Annotated in this window: 22 protein-coding genes; 17 read left to right on the top strand and 5 right to left on the bottom strand. The window is 64.4% G+C overall.

The genetic code is table 11. The annotated features are described in order from the left end of the window. The first annotated feature begins 41 nt into the window (after positions 1 to 41). The 10 genes from GWG67_RS15320 to GWG67_RS15365 all read left to right on the top strand — a co-directional run bounded on the left by GWG67_RS15320 (position 42) and on the right by GWG67_RS15365 (position 7,989). Positions 42 to 488 carry a carbon monoxide dehydrogenase subunit G gene (locus tag GWG67_RS15320; RefSeq protein WP_018455582.1) on the top strand — a complete coding sequence of 149 codons (447 nt, stop codon included), beginning with the start codon at positions 42 to 44 and terminating at the stop codon, positions 486 to 488. Between the two features lie 164 nt (positions 489 to 652). Next, positions 653 to 1,138, top strand: a complete 486-nt coding sequence (locus GWG67_RS15325) for a (2Fe-2S)-binding protein (RefSeq protein ID WP_007602418.1) — start codon at positions 653 to 655, stop codon at positions 1,136 to 1,138. 33 nt (positions 1,139 to 1,171) lie between these two features. Next, positions 1,172 to 1,978 (top strand): xanthine dehydrogenase family protein subunit M, encoded by an 807-nt coding sequence (locus GWG67_RS15330; RefSeq protein ID WP_275170119.1) that lies wholly within the window; start codon positions 1,172 to 1,174, stop codon positions 1,976 to 1,978. A 62-nt stretch (positions 1,979 to 2,040) separates the two neighbouring features. Then, positions 2,041 to 2,961 carry a MoxR family ATPase gene (locus tag GWG67_RS15335; RefSeq protein WP_275170120.1) on the top strand — a complete coding sequence of 307 codons (921 nt, stop codon included), beginning with the start codon at positions 2,041 to 2,043 and terminating at the stop codon, positions 2,959 to 2,961. Between the two features lie 130 nt (positions 2,962 to 3,091). Continuing rightward, on the top strand, positions 3,092 to 4,294 hold the full coding sequence (locus tag GWG67_RS15340) for a VWA domain-containing protein (RefSeq protein ID WP_275170121.1): 1,203 nt from the start codon (positions 3,092 to 3,094) through the stop codon (positions 4,292 to 4,294). A gap of 9 nt (positions 4,295 to 4,303) precedes the next feature. Further along, positions 4,304 to 4,627 carry an XdhC family protein gene (locus GWG67_RS15345; RefSeq protein WP_007602422.1) on the top strand — a complete coding sequence of 108 codons (324 nt, stop codon included), beginning with the start codon at positions 4,304 to 4,306 and terminating at the stop codon, positions 4,625 to 4,627. 2 nt (positions 4,628 to 4,629) lie between these two features. After that, complete coding sequence (locus GWG67_RS15350; RefSeq protein ID WP_275170122.1) at positions 4,630 to 5,331, top strand: XdhC family protein; 702 nt, start codon at positions 4,630 to 4,632, stop codon at positions 5,329 to 5,331. Next, on the top strand, positions 5,328 to 6,932 hold the full coding sequence (locus GWG67_RS15355) for a molybdopterin-binding/glycosyltransferase family 2 protein (RefSeq protein WP_275170123.1): 1,605 nt from the start codon (positions 5,328 to 5,330) through the stop codon (positions 6,930 to 6,932). The genes GWG67_RS15350 and GWG67_RS15355 overlap by 4 nt, the downstream gene beginning before the upstream one ends. A gap of 193 nt (positions 6,933 to 7,125) precedes the next feature. Further along, positions 7,126 to 7,515: a DUF4189 domain-containing protein gene (locus GWG67_RS15360; RefSeq protein WP_007611990.1), complete on the top strand. Its 390-nt coding sequence runs from the start codon at positions 7,126 to 7,128 to the stop codon at positions 7,513 to 7,515. A gap of 63 nt (positions 7,516 to 7,578) precedes the next feature. Beyond that, positions 7,579 to 7,989 carry a DUF2000 family protein gene (locus GWG67_RS15365; protein ID WP_275170124.1) on the top strand — a complete coding sequence of 137 codons (411 nt, stop codon included), beginning with the start codon at positions 7,579 to 7,581 and terminating at the stop codon, positions 7,987 to 7,989. 43 nt (positions 7,990 to 8,032) lie between these two features. On the opposite strand, the gene GWG67_RS15370 is transcribed toward GWG67_RS15365, so the two are convergent. From GWG67_RS15370 to GWG67_RS15380, 3 genes are read right to left on the bottom strand one after another with little or no spacing between them, the layout of a single operon-like run. Continuing rightward, the gene (locus GWG67_RS15370; RefSeq protein ID WP_275170125.1) at positions 8,033 to 8,446 is read right to left on the bottom strand and encodes a GFA family protein; all 414 of its coding nucleotides are present in this window, start codon (positions 8,444 to 8,446) and stop codon (positions 8,033 to 8,035) included. A gap of 12 nt (positions 8,447 to 8,458) precedes the next feature. After that, the gene (locus GWG67_RS15375; RefSeq protein ID WP_275170126.1) at positions 8,459 to 8,923 is read right to left on the bottom strand and encodes an SRPBCC domain-containing protein; all 465 of its coding nucleotides are present in this window, start codon (positions 8,921 to 8,923) and stop codon (positions 8,459 to 8,461) included. Beyond that, positions 8,920 to 9,255, bottom strand: coding sequence for a helix-turn-helix transcriptional regulator (locus GWG67_RS15380; RefSeq protein WP_007611986.1), 336 nt, complete (start codon positions 9,253 to 9,255; stop codon positions 8,920 to 8,922). Before GWG67_RS15380 ends, GWG67_RS15375 begins: the two co-directional genes overlap by 4 nt. 109 nt (positions 9,256 to 9,364) lie before the next feature. Here GWG67_RS15380 and GWG67_RS15385 point away from each other — a divergent pair, with 109 nt between their 5' ends. The 6 genes from GWG67_RS15385 (at position 9,365) to GWG67_RS15410 (ending at position 15,421) form a co-directional block, all read left to right on the top strand. Further along, positions 9,365 to 10,057, top strand: coding sequence for a TetR/AcrR family transcriptional regulator (locus GWG67_RS15385; protein ID WP_275170207.1), 693 nt, complete (start codon positions 9,365 to 9,367; stop codon positions 10,055 to 10,057). Beyond that, positions 10,054 to 10,842: an HlyD family secretion protein gene (locus GWG67_RS15390; RefSeq protein WP_275170127.1), complete on the top strand. Its 789-nt coding sequence runs from the start codon at positions 10,054 to 10,056 to the stop codon at positions 10,840 to 10,842. Before GWG67_RS15385 ends, GWG67_RS15390 begins: the two co-directional genes overlap by 4 nt. Continuing rightward, entirely contained in the window at positions 10,839 to 11,771 is a 933-nt protein-coding gene (locus GWG67_RS15395; RefSeq protein WP_106944523.1) for an ABC transporter ATP-binding protein, read from the top strand. The genes GWG67_RS15390 and GWG67_RS15395 overlap by 4 nt, the downstream gene beginning before the upstream one ends. Next, on the top strand, positions 11,768 to 12,931 hold the full coding sequence (locus tag GWG67_RS15400; protein WP_275170128.1) for an ABC transporter permease: 1,164 nt from the start codon (positions 11,768 to 11,770) through the stop codon (positions 12,929 to 12,931). The genes GWG67_RS15395 and GWG67_RS15400 overlap by 4 nt, the downstream gene beginning before the upstream one ends. Before the next feature lie 31 nt (positions 12,932 to 12,962). Further along, positions 12,963 to 14,270 carry an adenylate/guanylate cyclase domain-containing protein gene (locus GWG67_RS15405; protein ID WP_275170129.1) on the top strand — a complete coding sequence of 436 codons (1,308 nt, stop codon included), beginning with the start codon at positions 12,963 to 12,965 and terminating at the stop codon, positions 14,268 to 14,270. Positions 14,271 to 14,506: 236 nt separating this feature from the next. After that, the gene (locus GWG67_RS15410) at positions 14,507 to 15,421 is read left to right on the top strand and encodes a PhzF family phenazine biosynthesis protein (RefSeq protein WP_275170130.1); all 915 of its coding nucleotides are present in this window, start codon (positions 14,507 to 14,509) and stop codon (positions 15,419 to 15,421) included. A 141-nt stretch (positions 15,422 to 15,562) separates the two neighbouring features. Here GWG67_RS15410 and GWG67_RS15415 read toward each other — a convergent pair whose 3' ends face one another. Then, on the bottom strand, positions 15,563 to 16,024 hold the full coding sequence (locus GWG67_RS15415; protein ID WP_275170131.1) for a DUF488 family protein: 462 nt from the start codon (positions 16,022 to 16,024) through the stop codon (positions 15,563 to 15,565). A gap of 22 nt (positions 16,025 to 16,046) precedes the next feature. Continuing rightward, on the bottom strand, positions 16,047 to 16,868 hold the full coding sequence (locus GWG67_RS15420) for a DUF72 domain-containing protein (RefSeq protein ID WP_275170132.1): 822 nt from the start codon (positions 16,866 to 16,868) through the stop codon (positions 16,047 to 16,049). Between the two features lie 116 nt (positions 16,869 to 16,984). Between GWG67_RS15420 and GWG67_RS15425 the strand changes: the two genes are divergently transcribed. Continuing rightward, on the top strand, positions 16,985 to 17,365 hold the full coding sequence (locus GWG67_RS15425; RefSeq protein WP_275170133.1) for a hypothetical protein: 381 nt from the start codon (positions 16,985 to 16,987) through the stop codon (positions 17,363 to 17,365). Positions 17,366 to 17,451 lie beyond the last annotated feature (86 nt).

Here is a 17,451-nt window from a genome sequence, read left to right on the forward strand (position 1 = left end):
TATAGTTGCGCGATCCAAGTTCGATATCCCGGGAGGCACCCATGGCCATGACGATGAACGGCGAAGTCCAGCTTGCGGCGCCGCGCGAGGCCGTGTGGGCCAAGCTCAACGATGCCGAGGTGCTGAAGGCCTGCATTCCCGGCTGCGAGGAGCTGGAGAAGACCGATGATGGCGGCTTTCGTGCGACGGCGAAAATGAAGGTCGGGCCGGTGTCGGCGCGCTTCAAGGGCAAGGTCACGCTGTCCGATCTCGACCCGCCGAACGGCTACAAGATCTCCGGCGAAGGCGAGGGCGGGGTGGCCGGCTTCGCCAAGGGTGGCGCCGTGGTCAAGCTTGCGGAGAAGGACGGCGGCACGCTTTTGTCCTACGAGGTCGAGGCGCAGATCGGCGGCAAGTTGGCGCAGCTCGGCCAGCGCCTGATCAACGGCGCCGCCAAGAAACTGGCCGACGAATTTTTCGCGAACTTCGCCAAGGCGGTACAGGGCTGAAGGCCAATACCTCAAGCATGGCGCCTTTCGGCATATCGCGTTTTGTCATGGCGCCTTGCATTCCCGGTGATGTTGCCCCGGGGCATAATGGCCCATATGATGGGTTGGAATAATTATAAGAACCGCTTCGACGGGACCCGTCGGGGCGCTGATAGAGAGTGCTTATGGCAAAAATCTCCCTCATCGTGAACGGCAATCCTGTCACGGCCAATGTCGATCCCCGCACCCTGCTGGTGCAGTTCCTGCGCGAGAATCTGCGGCTCACCGGCACCCATGTTGGCTGCGACACCTCACAGTGCGGCGCCTGCGTTGTGCATCTGGACGGCAAGGCCGTGAAGTCCTGCACCACGCTCGCGGTGATGGCCGATGGCCACGAGGTCAAGACGATCGAGGGGCTGGCCGCCGATGGCGCGCCGCTGCATCCGATGCAGGAGGCCTTCCGCGAACACCACGGCCTGCAGTGCGGCTTCTGCACGCCCGGCATGATCATGACCGCGATCGACATCGTCCATCGCAAGGGCAACGAGCTCGACGACCACACCATCCGCGAGGAGCTGGAAGGCAATCTCTGCCGCTGCACCGGCTACCAGAACATCGTCACCTCGATCTCCGCCGGCGCCAAGGCGATGGCGAAATCCGATCTCGCGTAAACCGCGCGCGCACTCTGCGATCAGGACATTCAGATGTACGATTTCAAATACCATCGCCCCGGGACCGTTCGGCAGGCCGCCAACATCCTGGTCAAGAACGAAGACGCCAAGGTGATCGCCGGCGGCCACACGCTGATTCCCGTCATGAAGCAGCGCCTCGCCAGCCCGCCGCATCTGGTCGACCTCTCTCATATCGATGGGCTCAACACGATCGAGATGAAGGGCCGCGCGCTCGTGATCGGTGCCACCGCCCGGCATGCCGAGGTCGCAAGCTCCGCCATCGTCGGCGAGGCGATCCCGGCGCTCGCGAACCTCGCCGGCCAGATCGGCGATCCCGCCGTGCGCCACAAGGGCACGATCGGCGGCTCGCTCGCCAACAACGATCCGACCGCCGACTATCCGGCTGCCGTGCTTGCGCTGGGCGCCACCATCGTCACGAACAAGCGCCGCCTCAAGGCAGAAGAGTTTTTCCAGGGCCTGTTCACCACTGCGCTCGAAGCCGACGAGATCATCACCAAGGTGATGTTCCCGCTGCCGAAGAAGGCGGCCTATATCAAATTCCGCAACCAGGCCTCGCGTTACGCGCTGGTCGGCGTGTTCGTGGCGCGGCGTCCCTCCGATGTTCGGGTCGCGGTCACCGGCGCCGGCTCCGAAGGCGTGTTCCGTGTCACCGCGTTCGAGGAAGCCCTGAAGAAGCGCTTCGCCGCGAAGGCGCTTGACGGCATCGAGGTGCCGGCGGACGGCCTCAACAGCGACATCCATGGCAGCGCCGAATACCGCGCGCACCTCATCGGCGTGCTGACGCGGCGTGCCCTCGATGCCGCCAACGCCAAGGAGTGAGTGATCCTCACGCCTCGGCCCAAACTTGTCCCCGGTGAGGGCGTAGCGAGACTGGCTTTTTCATGACCTCAGCGGCCAATACGTCCGGTGCCTTGCCGGCATCGGTCGATTCGATGCTCGAACTCCTGACGTCGCGCGGCTATCTCGCCGAGCGATCGCTGGCCACGGTGACCTATCTGTCGCTGCGCATGGGCCGGCCGCTGTTTCTGGAAGGCGAGGCCGGCGTCGGCAAGACCGAGATCGCAAAAGTGCTGTCGGCGGCACTGGGACGGAAGCTGATCCGCCTGCAATGTTACGAAGGCCTCGACGTCTCCTCGGCGGTCTACGAGTGGAATAGCGCCGCGCAGATGATCGCGATCCGGATGGCGGAAGCGGCCGGCGACACCGATCGCGATCAATTGTCATCCGACATTTTCGCCGATCGCTACATGATCAAGCGACCGCTGCTCCAGGCGCTGGAGCCCGACGTCGCCGGGCCGCCGGTGCTGCTGATCGACGAGCTCGACCGCGCCGACGAGGCGTTCGAAGCGTATCTGCTCGAAATCCTCAGCGACTTCCAGGTGACGATCCCCGAATTCGGCACCGTGAAGGCGCCGAGCCCACCGATCGTCATCATCACCTCCAATCGCACCCGCGAGATCCACGATGCGCTGAAGCGGCGTTGTCTCTATCACTGGGTCGATTATCCCGACGCCGATCGCGAGCTCGCGATCGTCAAGTCGCGCGTGCCGGGCATCTCATCAAAATTGTCGCAGCAGGTCGTGCGCTTCGTCCAGGCGCTGCGCAATCAGGATTTCTACAAGTCGCCGGGCGTCGCCGAAACCATCGACTGGGCCACCGCTTTGTCCGAGCTCGACGCCCGATCGCTGACCCCGCAAGTGGTTGGCGACACGCTGGGCGCGCTGCTCAAATACCAGGACGACATCACGCGGATGCAGGGCGACACGTTGCAGAAGGTGCTGAAGGACGCGACGAGCGACTAGCCTCATTCCGGGGCGCGCGTGAGCGCGAACTCTGGTGCGCAATTGCGCACCTGAGAATCTTGGCCCACAATCTCTGGATTCCGGGTTCGTCGCTTCGCGACGCCCCGGAATGACGGAGCGAGGATGAACCATGGCCATCAACCACCTTGCGCCTGAGCAGACCGAGCAGTTCGCCGACAACATCGTCGGCTTCGCCCGCGCGCTGCGTTCGGCCGGCATGCCGGTCGGGCCGGGTGCGGTCATCGATGCCATGAACGCGCTTGAGGTGATCGACATCGGCCACCGCGCCGACGTCTTCACCACCCTGGAGGCGATCTTCGTCAAGCGCCACGAGCATGCGCTGATCTTCAAGCAGGCCTTCAACCTGTTCTTCCGCGCGTCGGAAGAGTGGAAGCACATGCTGGATTCGGTGCCGCTGCCGGAGCAGGCCAAGAAGAAGCCGCAGGCCGGCTCCCGCCGCGTCCAGGAGGCGATGTCGCAGCCGCGCATGACGGAGACGCCGCAGCACCAGGAGCAGGATTTGCGCCTGTCGGTCTCGGACAAGGAAATCCTTCAGAAAAAGGATTTTGCGCAGATGAGCGCGGCCGAGATCACCGAAGCGCTCCGCGCCGTCGAGCGGATGCGATTGCCGCAGGCCGAGCTTTTGACGCGCCGGCACCTGCCCGATCCCCGCGGCCTGCGCCTTGATCTCCGCCGCACGCTGCGCGCCTCGTTGCGCACCGGCGGCGACATCATCGACATCCATCGCCTCGGGCGGATCGAGAAACCGGCGCCGATCGTCGCGCTGCTCGACATCTCGGGTTCGATGAGCGAGTACACCCGCCTGTTCCTGCATTTCCTGCATGCCATAGGGGACGCGCGCAAACGTGTCTCGGTGTTCCTGTTCGGCACTCGCCTCACCAACGTGACCCGGGCGCTGCGCCAACGTGACCCCGACGAGGCGCTGGCGAGCTGCTCGGCCTCGGTCGAGGACTGGGCCGGCGGCACCCGGATCTCGGCTTCCCTGCACAATTTCAACAAATTGTGGGCGCGGCGCGTGCTGAGCCAGGGCGCCATCGTGCTGCTGATCTCCGACGGGCTGGAGCGGGAGGCCGATTCCAAGCTCGCCTTCGAGATGGACCGGCTGCACCGCTCCTGCCGGCGGCTGATCTGGCTCAACCCGCTGCTGCGGTTTGGCGGCTTCGAGGCCAAGGCCCAGGGCATCAAAATGATGCTGCCGCACGTTGACGAATTCCGCCCCGTACATAATTTGAGCTCGATCCAGGAGCTGATCACCACGCTCTCCCGGCCGCTTCCGCCGCATCACCGCAGCCTGATCCGCTCCGCAGCCTGAGAGGTAGCCATGCTCGATCGCGACGAGGATATTCTGAAGGCGGCGGAGGACTGGCAGAAGGCCGGCCGTGGCGTCGCGCTGGCCACCGTAGTGGAGACCTGGGGCTCGGCACCGCGTCCGGCGGGCTCGAGCCTCGTCATCAACGACGAGGGCACGTTCCTGGGGTCCGTCTCCGGCGGCTGCGTCGAGGGCGCCGTGGTCACCGAGGCCATGGATGTGATCCAGAGCGGCAAGCCCAGGATGCTGGAGTTTGGCGTTGCCGACGAGACTGCCTGGAATGTCGGGCTGTCCTGCGGCGGCACCATCCGCGTCTTCGTCGAGAAGGTCGGCTAGCCGTGAAGCTCGCAATCCTGCACGAACTCAATGCCGAGCGCGCCGCGCGCCGCCCGGTGATCCTGGTGACCGACACCGAGAGCGGCGAGCAGCGCCTGGTGAAGGCCGAGGACTTCAGTAAGGATCCTTTGCGCGCCGAGCTGGACAAGCAGCTCCGCATGGGCAAAAGCGCCAGTGTCGAAGCCGGCGGCAAGAAGCTCTTCCTCAACGTCTACGCGCCGACCGCAAAGCTCGTCATCGTCGGCGCCGTTCATATCAGCCAGGCCCTGGCGCCGCTGGCGCGCTCGCTCAGCTACGACGTCACCGTAGTCGACCCGCGCACGGCCTTTGCGAGCCCGGAGCGCTTCCCCGACATTCCGCTGGTTGCGGAATGGCCCGACACGGCGCTGCCGCCGCTTAATGTCGATGCCTATACAGCTTTCGTCGCGGTAACGCACGATCCCAAGATCGACGACCCCGCGCTGCTGCACGCCTTCGAGCGCAACTGCTTCTATATCGGCGCGCTCGGCTCGCGGAAGACGCACGCCAAGCGCGGCGACCGGCTGCGGGCGCAGGGCGCCAAGGAGGCTGACATCGCGCGCATCCACGCGCCGATCGGGCTTGCGATCGGTGCGGTCTCGCCATCCGAGATCGCGGTGTCGATCATGGCCGAGATCACGGCGGTGCTTCGCCTGCCACCCAAAGAAAAAGAAGAAGCCGCATGAAGTTCGGCCCGGCGAGCCCCAGGGATGCGATCGGCGGGGTGACCGTCCACACCCTGCGTCAGGGACCGCTGGTGTTGAAAAAGGGCACGACGATCGGGCCCACCGAGGTCGAGGCGCTGGAGCGCGCCGGCATCAAAGACGTCGTGGTGGTGCGGATGGAGGAGGGCGATGTCTCCGAGGACATCGCTGCCGCCAGCATCGCGCTTGCCGTTGGTGGCGATGGCATTCACGTCGAGCGTGCCTTCACCGGTCGCGCCAATCTGTTCGCCGCGCGCCCGGGCGTGCTGGTGATCGATCGCGCCGCGGTGGACCGCATCAACAATATCGACGAGGCCATTACCTTTGCCACGCTCTCCGCCTTCAAGCCGGTGGTCGAGGGCGAGATGGTTGGCACCGTCAAGATCATCCCGTTCGGCGTCGAAGGGAAGTTGCGTGATGCCGCGGTGAAGGCCGCGGGTCGCGACGTGCTGAAGATCGCGCCTTACGCGATCAAGCGTGTCGGCGTGGTCTCGACCCTGCTGCCCGGCCTGTCCTCCAAGGTGATCGACAAGACGTTGCGCGTCACCGCCGAGCGGCTGGCGCCGGCCGGGGCCGGCATCATCGCCGAGCGGCGGGTCCCGCATGAGGAGCAGGCGCTGTCGGCTGCGATCAAGGAATTGCTGGGTCTTGGCGCCGAACTCGTCATCGTGTTCGGGGCATCCGCGATCGCCGACCGCCGCGACGTGATCCCTGCGGCGGTGACCGGAATCGGCGGCGAGATCGAGCATTTCGGCATGCCGGTCGATCCCGGCAATCTGCTGCTGATTGCCCGGGCCGGCACTGTGCCTGTGCTGGGTGCGCCCGGCTGTGCGCGCTCGCCGGTCGAGAACGGCTTTGACTGGGTGCTGATGCGGCTCCTGGCCGGCATCAAGGTGACGCGTTCCGAGCTGATGGGCATGGGCGTCGGCGGTCTCCTGATGGAGATCGTTACACGCCCGCAACCGCGCGCAAAACCGGAGATCGAGGGAAACAACCAGGTCGCAGTCATCGTGCTCGCGGCAGGCCGTTCGACCCGGATGGGCGGATCGAACAAGCTTCTAGCCGAGCTCGACGGCAAGAAGCTGGTGCGAATCGCGACCGAGCAGGCGTTGGCCTCCAAGGCGTCCGAGGTGATCGTCGTCACCGGCCATCAGACCGAGCTGATCGAGCAAGCCTTGCAAGGCCTCAAGGTGCGTTTCGCCAGGAATCCGGATTTCGCCGGCGGCATCGCAAGCTCCGTCAAGGCCGGGATCGCGGCCGTCCCCGAGACGTCCGACGGCGCCGTGGTCTGCCTCGGCGACATGCCGCTGATCGACGCCGGTCTGATCGACCGCCTCATCGACGCATTCGCACCGGACCGCGGCAATCTCATTGTCGTGCCCGTCAGCGAGGGCCGCCGCGGCAATCCCGTGCTGTGGTCGCGCCGCTTCTTCAAGGAGTTGATGACGCTCGACGGCGATGTCGGCGCGCGCCATCTAATCGCCAAGCACACCGAGGCAGTCGCCGAAGTGCCGGTGGATGGCGAGAGCGCTTTCCTCGACATCGACACGCCGCAGGCGTTGGAAGCGGCACGGCGGGGATAGCTCTTGTAGGGTGGGTTAGCGAAGCGTAACCCACCACGCTTCACCGGCCGCGGAACGAAGTTGGTGGATTACGCTTCGCTAATCCACCCTACGAAGCGCCTCCCAGCCTGCCGATTTCAACGCCCCGTTCACCATCTGGAAACGACCGGCGCTTACAGTCCACTCCACCTGCCTTGGGGGGAGGGGTTTTTCCATGGCTTCGAACGTCGTCGCGCGCCGTTGCGCGATGTTTTTCTTTGCGCTGTCCGTGTGCGTCGCGGGCGCTCGCCATATCACGGATGCGCACGCCGCCGGTGCATTTGCGGTCGGCAAGTGTGGCGCCTATGGCCAGGCCTTTGATTATGGCGCCGAGCACGAAGCGCGTGCGGCGGCGCAGAAGCAGTGCAAGGGCGATTGCACGACCGTGACGATGAAGCGCGCATGCGCCGCGATGTCGGTCGACCTTTCCAATCCCTGCGGTGCCTATGGCTATGCCGTCAAGCCGAAGATCTCGGCCACGCTCAATGCCGCGACGCGCGAATGCTACAAATACGGCGGCAAAGAATGCGTGATCCGCGCCTGGGCCTGCGACGCAAAGGGTTGATTCCTCTTGCCGTCATTCCGATGGTGCGTAGCATCGAGTCCGGAATGACAGTCGGGGAGTTGCATGCAGTTCGACACCAAAATCGCCATCGTGATCCGCACCGATCTTGAGGCCTGGCAGAAGCTCAATGTCGCGGCCTTCCTCATCAGCGGCATCGCCGCAGCCTTTCCGGAATGCATTGGCGAGCCCTATGAGGACGCGTCGGGCACGAAATATCACGCGCTCATCGGCCAGCCCATCCTGATCTATGGCGCCGACGGTCCCGCATTGACGCGCGCGCTCGATCGGGCACTGACGCGTAGCGTCAAGCCGGCGGTCTACACCCAGGACATGTTCGCGACCACCCATGACGCCGCCAACCGCGAGGCGGTAAGGGCGGTGGCGCGCCCTGACCTCAACCTCGTCGGACTCGCGGTGCGCGCCGAGCGCAAGGTGATCGACAAGATCGTTGATGGGCTGAAGTTTCATAGTTGACGTGAACGCGCGCGGTCTTGCGCGCGCTTCCTTTTGCGATGCCTTATCCCGGCGGCATGCCCGCGAATTTCGGCAGGTCCGGGTCAAGACGATCCCAGTCATGTCCGCGCGCGGCGAAAGTGACCGCCTGCGGCTTGTAGCGGGCAGGCTCGTCGAGGCTAGCGGCGCGGATCGTAAAGACGTCGGGCTGTGTCGCGAAGGTCATGTACACAGGCACGCCGCACTGCGTGCAGAAACCGCGCGTCTTCACGTTGCCGCTGTTGGCGACCATGTCCCAATGCTTCGCCTCGCCGGTAAGCGTGACGCCGGCGCGTGCGAAGGTTACGTAGGAGCCGTGGCCGCTGCCGCTTTCGCGCTGGCAGTCCCGGCATTGGCAGTGATTGCTGAACAGGGGCTCACTAGCGATCGAATAGCGGATCGCGCCGCAGGCGCAGCCGCCGGTAAACGGATTGGTCATTGCGACAACTCCCTACTTATCTTCGCCGCTGATCTCGTCGAGCTGGCGGACGACCTTCTTCCAGCCGCCGCTCATGCCCGTGTAGGCGGATTCGTTCCTGGGTATGACGAAGCCCGCATGAACCAGACGGATCCGCGTGCCGGCCTCCACCGGGGTGAGGGACCACGTCACGATAGTGTCGAGCGGCGCGCCGTAGCCGGTGTTGCGCTCATCGCCGCCCTTCCAGGCGTAGACGAGGCGCCGGTTCGGCATGACTTCAAGGACGCGGCAATGGATGACGCCATCCCAGGCGCCGCCCGGCGTAGTCTGATAGGTGAAGGTGTTGCCTTCGACAGGCTCGAAACCGCTCGGCGGCATCAGCCAGCGCGCGATCAGCTGGGCGCTGGTCAGCGCCTTCCAGATCGTCTCCGGCGCGTGAGGGAGCACCTCGTCGAGGACGATGTCTTTTGTCTCGGCTTTCAATTCAACAGCACTCACGGGTCGATCTCCTTCAAGAGGTCACGCAGGTTCTGGAAGCGCTCGCGCCAGAACACGCCGTAATGGTCCATCCAGGAGACCAGCGGTTCGAGGCCTTGCGGCGCGGCGCGGTAATAGACGTTGCGGCCCTCGGCACGCTCGGCGACGAGGCCGGCCTGCTTGAGGGACTTCAGATGTTGCGAGATCGCGCCTTGCGTCACGCCGCTGCCGCGCGTGAGCTCGGCGACGCTGATCTCCTTGCTCTCGAAGACGCGCTCGAACACGGCTCGCCGGGTTGGATCGGCAAGGGCGCGCATCACTGTGGTGACGGGATTTGGGGCGGCTTCGATCATAGAAGTTAGATTAGTCTACGCTAATGAATTAGTCAAGGCTAATTTGTTGGCCCGCCTAGGTCCGCGATGTTGCCTTGACAATGACTGACTGGTCAGTCATCTTATGCGGATGATCAAGAAGCCCGCCAAAGCCACCACGCCCGCTACTCGCGCCAACACGAAGGCCTCTGCACGCGCTGGCAACGACCCGGCCCCCGCGTCGAGCCGCGCCACGCGTGCGGCGGAACGGCGTGCGGCGATCGTGGATGCCGCGATGGAGGAATTCATCGCGCGCGGCTTTGCCGCGACGCGGCTCGACGACATCGCGAAGCGCGCGGGTGTCGCCAAGGGCACCATCTACCTGCACTTCAGGGACAAGGAATCGATGTTCGAGGAGCTGGTGCGGACCGTGATCGTGCCTGTTGTGACGCGGTTGACGGCATTGCCGCCGCCGGCGGGCTCGGTGCGCGATCTCGTCGAGACGTTTGCCAGCAACTTCCTGAAGGAGGTCATCGGCACCAGGCGCGGCGATCTCGTGCGCCTGATCGTGGCCGAGGGACCGCGCTTTCCCTCCGTGGCCGATTTCTACTACCGCGAGGTCGTCTCACGCGGCATCGCCGCCATGCGCGCGCTGATCGAACTCGCCATCGCCCGCGGCGAGATCCGCCAGAAGAACCTGGCGCATTACCCGCAGATCCTGGTCGCACCCGCGATGATCGCGGTGATCTGGCAGAGCCTGTTTGCGCGGCACGCGCCGCTCGACGCGCAGGACATGCTGCGCGTTCATCTCGATTTGATTTTTGGCGAACGGAGCACGACATGAGGTCGTCGCAGGTAATTTCTGTATTCGCATTGATCGCGGTTTTCGCGACCGGGCTCGCCGGGTGCAAGGAGAAACGTGATCCCGGCTTCCAGGGCTGGGTCGAGGCCGACATGATCTTCGTCAGCCCGGACGAAGCGGGCCGCGTGACGAAGCTGAACATCCGCGAGGGCGACGAGGTCAAGGTCGGCGATCACCTCTATTCCGTCGACGATGATCTCCAGCTTGCCGATCTCAACCAGAACAAGGCGACGCTTGCCAACGCGCAGCAGACCTATGACCGCGCGGCTTCGCTGAGCAAGACCGGCTCGGGCACGCAGGCCAATCTCGACTCGGCCGTCTCCGCCTTGCGCGTCGCCGAGGCGCGGGTGGCGACCTCGGAGACGCGGATGGCGCGTCGCAAGGGCTTTGCGCCCGTTGCCGGTACCATCCAGCAGATCTATTTTCGCGAGGGCGAGATGGTGGCGGCGCAGCGGCCGGTGCTCTCGATCATGCCGCCCGGCAACATGAAGCTGCGCTTCTTCGTGCCGGAGACCGAGCTGCCGAAGCTTGCGATCGGCGATACCGTGCGGGTCGCGTGCGACAATTGCGCCGCCGATCTCACAGCAAAGATCTATTTCATCGCGACTTCGGCCGAATACACCCCGCCGGTCATTTACAGTCTCGAGGAGCGCAACAAGCTCGTCTATCTGATCCAGGCGCGGCCGTCGCGCCCCGATGCGCTGCGCGTCGGACAACCTATCGACGTCCATTTCAATCCAAAAACCCCGGTGGCGGACAAGCGATGAGCGGCGGCAATGGCATCGCGATCGACGTCAAGGGCCTGACCAAGTCGTTCGGTGGCCGCGAGGTCGTGCACGATTTGTCGATGCAGGTGAAGCGCGGTTCGATCTACGGCTTCCTCGGCCCGAACGGCTCGGGCAAGACGACGACCATCCGCATCCTGTGCGGCCTGCTCACGCCCGACAGCGGCGAGGGCACCTGCCTCGGCTACGACATCAGGCGCGATGCGGAAAAGATCAAGCGCCAGGTCGGCTACATGACCCAGCGATTCAGCCTCTATCAGGATCTCTCTGTCCGCGAAAACCTCGAATTCGTCGCGCGCCTGTACGGCCTTCGCGATGCACGCGGCGCCGCGCGCGACATGATCAAGCGGCTGGGGCTGTCGGGTCGCGAGGAGCAGCTCGCGGGCGAGCTCTCCGGCGGCTGGAAGCAGCGGCTGGCGCTGGGTGCCTGCACATTGCCCAGTCCGAAGCTGCTGCTGCTCGACGAGCCGACCGCCGGCGTCGATCCCAAAGCGCGGCGCGATTTCTGGAACGAGATTCATGCACTGGCGGCCGACGGTCTCACCGTGTTGGTCTCGACACACTACATGGACGAGGCCGAGCGCTGTCACGAGATCGCCTATATCGCCTATGGCCATCTGCTCGTGCATGGCACCGTGGAGGAGGTGATCGCGAAATCCGCGCTGACGACCTACACCGTGACGGGCGAGGACCTGAACGAGCTCACGGCTGCGCTCACCGGCAAGCCGGGAATCGACATGGTGGCGCCGTTTGGTACGTCGCTGCACGTCTCCGGCCGCGACGTCGCCGCGCTCGAAGCCAGCATCGCGCCGTGGCGCGAGAAAAGCGGGCTGCACTGGCATCAATCATCGCCGTCACTGGAAGACGTGTTCATCGAATTGATGGGCCGTTCCAAGGACAATTTCCAATGAGCGCCGTCGACGGTCCCGAACCACGGCACGCGATCCGGGAGCGCTTCGGTTTCTGGAGGCGCTCCTATGCGATGCTGATCAAGGAGTTCATCCAGCTCAGGCGCGACCGCGTGTCGTTTGCGATGATCGTGATGCTGCCGGTGATGCAGTTGCTCTTGTTCGGCTATGCCATCAACACCACGCCGCACAATCTGCCGAGCGCGGTGCTGCTCCAGGAGGATTCCGATCTCGCCCGCTCGATCCTGAAGGCGCTGGAGAATACGGCCTATTTCCGCTTCATCTACGAGGTGCACGACGTCGACGATTTCGACAATTTGCTGAAGTCCGGCAAGGTGCTGTTCGGCGTCGAGATCCCGCGCGGCTTCGAGCGGGCGGTACGGCGCGGCGACAGACCTGCGCTGCTGGTTGCGGCCGACGCGACCGATCCGGTCGCAGCGAGCGCGGCGATTGGCTCGCTCGGCATGGTCGTGCAGACCGCGCTCAAACACGATCTCTACATCGGAAATCCCCCGGAGATGCCGTTCGAGATCCGCGCCCACGCCCGCTACAACCCCGCCGCCGCGTCGAGCCTCAACATCGTGCCGGGCCTCGTCGGCACTATCCTCACCATGACCATGCTGATCTTCACCGCGCTCTCGGTCACGCGCGAGGTCGAACGCGGCACGATGGAGAGCCTGTTGTCGATGCCGATCAGGCCGGTCGAGGTGATGTTCGGAAAGATCATCCCTTACGTGCTGGTTGGGTTCGTGCAGGCGTTTCTCATTATCGGCATCGGGGTCGGCCTGTTCGGCGTGCCGGTGCTCGGCAATCTGTTCCTGCTGGCGCTGCTCTCGACGCTGTTCATCACGACCAACCTGGCGGTCGGGTACACGATCTCGACCCTGGTGCAGAACCAGCTCCAGGCGATGCAGATGTCGATGATGTTCTTCCTGCCGAGCATCTTGCTGTCCGGCTTCATGTTCCCGTTCGCCGGGATGCCGGCCTGGGCGCAATATGTCGGCGAGTGCCTGCCGCTGACGCATTATTTGCGCATCGTCCGCGCCATCATGCTGAAGGGCGCGAGCATGCAAAACTTGCGCTTCGACGCGTTGGCGCTGGCGGTTTTGATGCTGCTCGCCATGACCATCGCGGTGACGCGCTTCCGCCGCACGCTGGATTGAGGCAAGATGCCCCTGGAATCAAGGGGGCGGAATGGTCAGTTTTGCGAGCAGGAAGGCCCGGCAGCATGCCGTGACGTCCGAGGATTTCGAACGCGAGCTGACGCGCGAAGTGCTGCGCACCGAGCTCGTCCGGGTGAGGGCGCTGATAACGACGGGCTGCGTCATCGTCGTGTTCCTCACCGCGATCTATCTCGTCGATTCCTCCGTGGTGCAGCGGGTTTGGCGGGGCACGGAGGGGCTTGCCGAGGTTTATGGTCTCCTGACCGGCTTCATCCTGTTCGAGGTCTGGGTCCATAGCCAGATCAGGCGAAACCTCAAGCTCGACCGCGATCTGCCGGTGATCCGGCGCTATATCGGTGCGCTGATTGAGACCTCGCTGCCGACCGTTATCCTGATCCTGCAGATCCGCAGCATGGGTGCGAGCCAGGCGCTCGGCTTCGTCGTGCCGCTGATCTATTTCATCTTCGTCATTCTCTCGACCCTGCGGCTCGACTTCTGGCTGTCCACCTTCACCGGCTTCGTTGCTGCGGGTGAGCTGCTCACCGTGGCGCTGATCTTCGACCCCGTCAGCGGGAGCGGCGAGCCGCAGATCTATTTCCACGCGGTGCGAAGCACCATCATCCTGATCTGTGGCGTGCTTGCAGGCGCGGTCGGTGCGCAGCTCCGGCGCCAGTTCGCCGCGAGCATTGCGGCGGCGACCGCGCGCGACCGGGTGACCAACCTGTTCGGCCAGCACGTTTCCCCTCAGGTGGTGGAGCGGCTGATGGCGGCGGGGACGAGCGCCGCCGGCGACCTCCGCCGCGTTGCCGTGATGTTCGTCGATTTCCGCGGCTTCACCACGGGCGCGCAGTCGCGCACCCCGCAGGAGGTGGTCGATAGGCTCGACGGTGCCTTCGCCGTGCTGGTCGACATTCTCGACCGCGAGGGTGGCATCGTGAACAAGTTTCTGGGCGACGGCTTTCTTGCCCTGTTCGGCGCCCCGCTCGAGACCTCCGACGCCGCGCACCGCGCGGTCGCCGCGGGCCGCGAGATGCTGACCGCGATGGAGCGCATCAACGCGCAGACGAGCTGGCCGCTCAGAATCGGAATCGGCATCCATTTCGGCGAGGTCGTCGCCGGCAATATCGGCTCGCCCCGGCGCAAGGAATACACCGTCATCGGAGACACCGTGAACTTCGCCTCCCGGCTGGAGGCGCTGAACAAGGAGTTCGGCTCGCAGCTCCTGATCTCCGCGGCCGTCCGCGAGGCGCTGGGCGAGGACGGCAGCGATGCCGTCGCGCTCGGCGAGGTCGAGGTGCGCGGCTATGAGCAGAAGGTGGCGGTGTTTCAATTGGGCTAACGCGCCTTCAATGCGAGTCGCGCTTCGTTGAAGTGGGGCGAGCTTCGGTGAGGCGCGTGATGAACTATCTTTGCTAGCCTGGGTCTTGCATTGTAGAAGCCGCTTCTCGGCTTCAAGCACGTCATCGCGATTGCTCCGATTGCACCGAATATTGGGGCATGACGAGCGATGTCGTCGGCTTGTAGACTGGCGGTGATGCGGCCGGTTGTGGTCGCGACTTGCGTGAGGAAGCGAAGATGCAGCGCCGCTACATCACCGTGGACGTGTTCACCGACCGCGCCTTCGGCGGCAACCAGCTCGCCGTGGTGCTCGATGCCGGCGGGTTGTCGACCACGCAAATGCAGGCGATCGCGACCGAGTTCAACTATTCCGAGACGACCTTCGTGCTGCCGCCGCGCGACAAGGCGAATGACGCCGAGGTGCGCATCTTCACGCCTGTCCGGGAACTTCCTTTCGCGGGCCATCCCAATGTCGGTACCGCTTTCGTGCTTGCGACGATCGCGAAGGAGCCGAAGCCGCGCCTGCGGTTCGAGGAGAAAGCGGGGCTGGTGCCGGTCGATATCTCGCGAGAGCAGGGGCGGGTGATCAGCACCGAGCTCACCGCGCCGCAGCCTTTGGCGCGCCTGTCGCAATTGTCGGTCGCTGATGCCGCGAGCTGCATCTCGCTCAGTGCAGACGACATCAAGGTCGACCGTCACGCGCCGCAGGTCGTGAGCGTTGGAACGCCGTTTCTGGTGATTGAGGTGCACTCGCGCGATGCGCTCAAGCGGGCGAGGTCTGACGCGGCGGCCTTTGGCAAGGTATTTCCCTGCGACGGCGCGTTCGCGGCTTGGTTCTATACGCGTGATGTGCCCGCGGCGGAGGCGCCGTGCGAGCGGCAGGCGCGCATGTTCATGCGCGGCGCCGGCGGCCTCGCCGAAGACCCCGCCACCGGCAGCGCAACGGTCGCCGCGGCTGCGCTGTTCGCCGAGCTCGATGCCGGGCGCGACGGCGAGTTGAGGCTGACGGTCGGCCAGGGCTTTGACATGGGTCGCCCGAGCATCCTGCAGACGCGCGTGCGCAAGCAGGACGGCAAGATCGTCTCCGCTCATGTCGGCGGGCGTTGCGTGCAGATGATGGAAGGGACGTTTAGGCTGGCGGGAGAGGGGTAGGGTGCCTATCCGTCATCCTGAGGTGCGAGCTTTGCGAGCCTCGAAGGATGTACGGCCGAGGTGCAACCTCTGCGGCACGCCGTCGTCCTTCGAGGCCTCCGCTTCGCTACGGCACCGTCAGGATGACGGCTACTGCGGCAGCTACACCTGCCGCCCCGCCAAATTCTTCACCGCCACGCCGTCGCGCTCCTCGATGATCTCCGCAATCATCTGGCGGTGGCAATGGGTGTGGTCGCGCTCGTAGCAGAGCAGACAGACGGGACCGGCTTTCTTCACCAGTGCCGAGAGCTCGTCCATCTGCTCGCGGGCCTCCGGCGTCTTCAGGTGCTTTGAGAAAATCTTCTCCAGCACATCGTATTGCCCGCTGCGGGCGGCGAGGCGGCCTTCCTTGGGCGTTCCGAGCGCCGCGAGGTGGACATAGGCGATGCCGCGTTCATCAAGGCCCGCGGACAACTGCTTCTTGGAAAAGCCCGGTCGGCGGGATGACGTCACCGCGCGCACGTCGACGACGAGCTTGACGCCGGATTGCTCCAGCTCGTCCAGCACCGCCTTGGGCGGCGTCTGCTCATAGCCGATGGTGAAGAGCTTTTTCGCCTTTGCCATGAAACACCTTTAGCGGGACACCTCAGCTCACCCGTGCAATCAGTTCCATGGCGCCGGCCGGCGCGCGGACCTTGCCCTCGTGGATGACATAGGCGAACACGTCGCGCGGCTCCTTCTTTGGCTTGGCCTTGTCGACCTTCGGCAGGTCGTCGGGTTCACTTCCCTCGGCCCAGTCCTGAAAGCGCTTGGCCCAGGCATCGAGCTGTTTGGGTGGATAGCACGTCTTGATCTCGTCATTGCCCTTTTGAAGCCGGGCATAGACGAAATCGCCGGCGACGTCGGCGATACCAGGATATTTGCCGTGCTCGGCGAACACGACGGGCGTCTCGAATTCGCGGATCAGCGTGACGAAGTCCGGCGTGCAGAAACTGTCGTGACGGACCTCGACGACATGGCGCAGCGCGCGTCCCTCGAGCTGGCGCGGCAACAGCTCGAGGAATTTGCCGAAATCGGCGCCGTCGAATTTTTTGGTCGGCGCGAACTGCCACAGCACCGGCCCAAGATGATCGCCGAGTTCCAGCACGCCGGAATCATAGAAACGCTTGATGGAATCCCCGGCCTCGGCCAGCACGCGCCGGTTGGTGGCGAAGCGCGGCCCCTTGACCGAGAACACGAAACCATCAGGCACCTCGCTCGCCCATTTGCGAAAGCTCTCCGGTTTCTGCGAACCGTAATAGGTGCCGTTGATCTCGATCGAGCTCAGCTTCGAGGAGGCGTAGGACAGCTCCTTGGCTTGCGTGAGCTTCTCCGGATAGAACACGCCGCGCCAAGGCTCGAACGTCCAGCCGCCGATGCCGATGTAGATGTTGCCGGATTTTTTGGACGCGGTTTTTACTTTGGCCACGGGAGGATCTCGGATGACGGGAGGAGGGCCTCCATCCTAATCAAACCAGTTGTGATTGGCCAGTTGCGACGTCCCGTCTAAGCTCGCGACAGGATCTGCGAAAAAAGGAGAACAAGATGCGGATGCTGATGGTGGGAGCGGCGCTCGTCACGATGACATCTGCTGCCATGATATCTTCAGTCATGGCCGACGATGACGATGCCAAGGGTGCGCAGAAGCTCGCCATGCAGGGCCGCGACGATTATTGGCATTGCCTGGCGCGGGAATATTCGCGCGACGGCAATCAGGGCCTGTCGGAACAGGATTTTGGCCGCTCCGTCGCCGGAGCCTGTCCGTCGGAGCGACAATACTACCGGGTGGCACTGCTCGATTATCTCACCACGCAATATCCGGCTATCGATGCCGGCGCCCATCTCGCGACCGCGAACAGGGCGGTGGAGGCGGCCCAGAAGGACATCGTGACGGCCTTCGTCAAGCACAAGCCGCCGCAGAAATAGCCCATTGAACCGGTGCGTCCGGCAAGCCCTTCCGGCAGCGCGCTTATCCATGGTATCACTGGGCGCATCTGGAACAGGGATGGGTT

The organism is Bradyrhizobium sp. CSS354 (genome assembly GCF_029051725.1).
Taxonomy (GTDB): Bacteria; Pseudomonadota; Alphaproteobacteria; order Rhizobiales; family Xanthobacteraceae; genus Bradyrhizobium.

Coding starts and splice junctions, on each gene's coding strand:
- GWG67_RS15320 (WP_018455582.1), top strand. CDS start 42: ATGGCCATGACGATGAACGGCGAAGTCCAGCTTGCGGCGCCGCGCGAG.
- GWG67_RS15325 (WP_007602418.1), top strand. CDS start 653: ATGGCAAAAATCTCCCTCATCGTGAACGGCAATCCTGTCACGGCCAAT.
- GWG67_RS15330 (WP_275170119.1), top strand. CDS start 1,172: ATGTACGATTTCAAATACCATCGCCCCGGGACCGTTCGGCAGGCCGCC.
- GWG67_RS15335 (WP_275170120.1), top strand. CDS start 2,041: ATGACCTCAGCGGCCAATACGTCCGGTGCCTTGCCGGCATCGGTCGAT.
- GWG67_RS15340 (WP_275170121.1), top strand. CDS start 3,092: ATGGCCATCAACCACCTTGCGCCTGAGCAGACCGAGCAGTTCGCCGAC.
- GWG67_RS15345 (WP_007602422.1), top strand. CDS start 4,304: ATGCTCGATCGCGACGAGGATATTCTGAAGGCGGCGGAGGACTGGCAG.
- GWG67_RS15355 (WP_275170123.1), top strand. CDS start 5,328: ATGAAGTTCGGCCCGGCGAGCCCCAGGGATGCGATCGGCGGGGTGACC.
- GWG67_RS15360 (WP_007611990.1), top strand. CDS start 7,126: ATGGCTTCGAACGTCGTCGCGCGCCGTTGCGCGATGTTTTTCTTTGCG.
- GWG67_RS15365 (WP_275170124.1), top strand. CDS start 7,579: ATGCAGTTCGACACCAAAATCGCCATCGTGATCCGCACCGATCTTGAG.
- GWG67_RS15370 (WP_275170125.1), bottom strand. CDS start 8,446: ATGACCAATCCGTTTACCGGCGGCTGCGCCTGCGGCGCGATCCGCTAT.
- GWG67_RS15380 (WP_007611986.1), bottom strand. CDS start 9,255: ATGATCGAAGCCGCCCCAAATCCCGTCACCACAGTGATGCGCGCCCTT.
- GWG67_RS15385 (WP_275170207.1), top strand. CDS start 9,365: ATGATCAAGAAGCCCGCCAAAGCCACCACGCCCGCTACTCGCGCCAAC.
- GWG67_RS15390 (WP_275170127.1), top strand. CDS start 10,054: ATGAGGTCGTCGCAGGTAATTTCTGTATTCGCATTGATCGCGGTTTTC.
- GWG67_RS15395 (WP_106944523.1), top strand. CDS start 10,839: ATGAGCGGCGGCAATGGCATCGCGATCGACGTCAAGGGCCTGACCAAG.
- GWG67_RS15400 (WP_275170128.1), top strand. CDS start 11,768: ATGAGCGCCGTCGACGGTCCCGAACCACGGCACGCGATCCGGGAGCGC.
- GWG67_RS15405 (WP_275170129.1), top strand. CDS start 12,963: ATGGTCAGTTTTGCGAGCAGGAAGGCCCGGCAGCATGCCGTGACGTCC.
- GWG67_RS15410 (WP_275170130.1), top strand. CDS start 14,507: ATGCAGCGCCGCTACATCACCGTGGACGTGTTCACCGACCGCGCCTTC.
- GWG67_RS15415 (WP_275170131.1), bottom strand. CDS start 16,024: ATGGCAAAGGCGAAAAAGCTCTTCACCATCGGCTATGAGCAGACGCCG.
- GWG67_RS15425 (WP_275170133.1), top strand. CDS start 16,985: ATGCGGATGCTGATGGTGGGAGCGGCGCTCGTCACGATGACATCTGCT.